This is a genomic window from Bacteriovorax sp. DB6_IX (assembly GCF_000447775.1).
Lineage (GTDB): Bacteria > Bdellovibrionota > Bacteriovoracia > Bacteriovoracales > Bacteriovoracaceae > Halobacteriovorax_A.
In genome coordinates this window covers 1-2918 of record NZ_AUNJ01000043.1, presented here as the reverse complement: position 1 = coordinate 2918, position 2918 = coordinate 1, and the positions used below count along the sequence as shown (strand labels likewise).

Below are 2918 nucleotides of genomic sequence, written 5' to 3'. Positions count from 1 at the left end.
ATTTATCTCTTCAATGATCGAAGATTTCGACTGAAAATGATTTGAAAACTCTCTGACAAAGTTCACATAGAGATCGGCCATGACTGGAGTTGACCAAACACTTGGAAACTCACTATTTGTTCTCCCAAGTTCCGAAAGATACTTAATCTGATCAGAGTGACTAATGTGAAAGCTATCCCCTCCAAAGAGAGAAGGTACTTCTTTTCTATTCGCCTCATTCCAAACCCAACTTGGTAGAGGAATATTGCAATTATCTCCAACATTTCCACCACATTGGTGAAAGGACATTATTGGAACCCAGTTTAAACCCGCGTTCTGAATAAGTGTCGACATCCTATCATAGTAAGCCCAATCAAATTGGCCCTTTTCTCTTTCGACAGCTCCCCACCAAACATCAGTTGAGATTGATGTGACTCCACTTTGTTTAAGTTGATGAAGTCGATTTTCGAAAGCCTGCCACTCTCCTTCATTATTTATAATAAGAGGGGCCATGACATTAACTCCGGCCAGACAGATTGTTTGAAATAAAATGATTAATGAAATGAATACTTTCTTCATTATCTCTCCAAAAATTTTTCTAATCCCTCCTATCTTAATTCCTTTAATGGTGAATAATCTTTATTTTGAAAGATTTTCAGAGGTGTTAAATTAGTGAACAAGATCTAAGTGCTTAAAATCTTGACTTAAACAACTAAAATTCTATCCCATCGCAATTGAAAGAATTTCAACATCCTTTCAACTTATTTAGCTTTGGGATAAATAGTCTGCATGATGAAATCTACGATACTACTTCTCCTATTCATGGCGGCTTCTACCCAAGCATTTGAGAATCTCAGAGACGATCAAAATCTAAAGTTTCTCCTTTGGGAAAATAATAAAGAGAGTCTTGCCCGCGACCACCAACGAGGCCTAGGAGGAGGACTTGAGTATCAAATCGCTCAAGATTTTTGCCAAAAGATAATCCCGCTCTTTATTGAAGAGATCTCTTGTCATGAGCTTTACAATGAAATTGCTAAGGGAATGCAAGAGTGGACAAAGGTTCAACCGGCCATAACCTTCACAAAACTAGATAATAGTATTTTAACTGTTGAGCACCCTCAAAACCTTGAGTATCTCAACTACGATCAAAGTGAGCTAGGTTTAATAAAGGCGAAAGATGTCTATCCCATCTCGACATCTCTATCTACACATGGAGCTGAAATCGACTTTCATACAATAGATAGCTGGGATGATGTTATTCAAGATATTGCCTTTTTTGCTTACGCCGACCTCATATGGGGAAACAAAGAAGTCGTCGATCTTCTTGGCCAAAAACGTCAAAGCGCAAACCTTTTAAGCGCCGACATTTTTTTTAATACTGACCCTAAAATATGTTACTTCAAGCAAGGGACTCAGCTCTCTCTTCTCAGTATTCCCTCTCGATGTAAAAAAGTTCTCAGATTTAGTTTTGTTGTGACTCATGAAGTAGGTCACACACTTGGGCTAGATCATATCTCTGAAAATAAGACCGTCATGGGCAGAGCGAGTGATAGGGAGCCTATTTATCATATTACTCAAGTTGATGAATACCACTTAAAAAGACTATACCCTTCGACTCTACAGGATATCGCCATTAGAAATAGCTACGAAGACGAGTTTATGGAAGATGATGAGCCGGACTATATGTTCTATAGAGATTAATTTCTTCTTAAAAAAGTGTCTAAAGTTTGTACACCCATTGTTCATTTTTTCAATAAAACAAAAGTGTTCACTTTTTTGTGTTAAAAATTGAAAAAACAAAAACACACACTATCACAAAAATAGGAGAACACATGATTAAACAAGTCGTAACAGGTTTAGCGTTATTAACAACTCTTTCAACAGCTACTCATGCGGGAGTTGACTTTGACGGAGTCATTAGAGCGAGAGGGATCAATGTAGAGTTTTCTTCAGGATCCTCATGTAAGCAAAAGCTTAGAACTCTTAAAAGAGAAATTGTTAATCTAAATAATGACCTTATGACTTGTGAAGCTCAAAATAGAGATAATGACCTTAGACCAAGACTTAGAGAACTCCGTAGAGAGAACAAGAACCTTAAAATTGAGGTTGAGGAACTAAGAAGATTATTAGATGCGACCCAAGGAGACAGCCAAGACGATGAGCTTTCACCAGAACTAATTGGAGATATTTTAGATTCTTGTCATGGAAGCTACTCAAGTGCCAGAAGTTGTCTAAAGAACTCTATCGATAAAATTATTCAAAGAGGACTGGACGGAAGACGTATCAGAGCAATTAGTGCGGGATGTGCAGTTATAAAGAGCAGTACAAGTGGATACAACTGTTATTACAATGGACTCAAAAACATTAAACAAAACCTCTCGGCACCACTTGGTCATCTTATGACAGAAATGTGTCATGGAAGCTATGATGATGCATCAGCTTGTCTTTACTCTGCCTCTGCTGAATATGCGTCGGCAAACTTCTCAGTAGATATTTTAAGAGACTCATGTCAAGAAATCTCAAGTACAACTAGCCGTTACAACTGTCTTTATAAAGGTTTAAGAAATAAATAATTAATAACTCTGAGTAGGCTTTCTTCAAGCCTACTCGTTCTTTATCCACTCCAAGAATCCCATAAGTAAATGATAAGCAGTCGTCGATGGATGTAAATCTGTCTCATCTTTTAGATCACGAGATAAATGTTCCTTCCAAGAGTTATTTTCATTGAGACGATATTTTAATGTGAAATCTTTTTGTGCTTTTGCTCTTTCTAAATATTTCTCATCTTGCTTAATACGGTATAAGCATAGGTGGGCCTTAAGTGCTTCGGTTTCTGGCCAAATTCTCTTCGCCGTTTTCGTAGCTTCCCCATCTCTATTAACTTCGTTATAGATTCCACCAAATTCAGTGTCCCATCCAAAGTCATAACCGAAGCTATA

The 2918-nt window shown here is 37.4% G+C and carries 4 protein-coding genes; 2 read left to right on the top strand and 2 right to left on the bottom strand.

The window, feature by feature from the left end:
- The coding region (locus M901_RS01310; RefSeq protein ID WP_021276351.1) for a family 14 glycosylhydrolase at positions 1–558 on the bottom strand (558 nt) is incomplete at its 3' end.
- A 213-nt stretch (positions 559–771) separates the two neighbouring features.
- Here M901_RS01310 and M901_RS01305 point away from each other — a divergent pair.
- Together M901_RS01305 and M901_RS01300 are read left to right on the top strand one after the other, a co-directional pair.
- Complete coding sequence (locus tag M901_RS01305; protein WP_198295320.1) at positions 772–1680, top strand: matrixin family metalloprotease; 909 nt, start codon at positions 772–774, stop codon at positions 1678–1680.
- A gap of 131 nt (positions 1681–1811) precedes the next feature.
- Positions 1812–2552 carry a hypothetical protein gene (locus tag M901_RS01300; protein WP_021276353.1) on the top strand — a complete coding sequence of 247 codons (741 nt, stop codon included), beginning with the start codon at positions 1812–1814 and terminating at the stop codon, positions 2550–2552.
- A gap of 30 nt (positions 2553–2582) precedes the next feature.
- Here the strand turns inward: M901_RS01300 and M901_RS01295 are convergent.
- Positions 2583–2918: AGE family epimerase/isomerase (locus tag M901_RS01295; RefSeq protein ID WP_021276350.1), on the bottom strand; the 336-nt coding region annotated here is incomplete at its 5' end.

Excerpts from the sequence above, each read along its gene's own strand:
- M901_RS01305 (WP_198295320.1), top strand. The coding sequence starts at position 772 with ATGAAATCTACGATACTACTTCTCCTATTCATGGCGGCTTCTACCCAA.
- M901_RS01300 (WP_021276353.1), top strand. The coding sequence starts at position 1,812 with ATGATTAAACAAGTCGTAACAGGTTTAGCGTTATTAACAACTCTTTCA.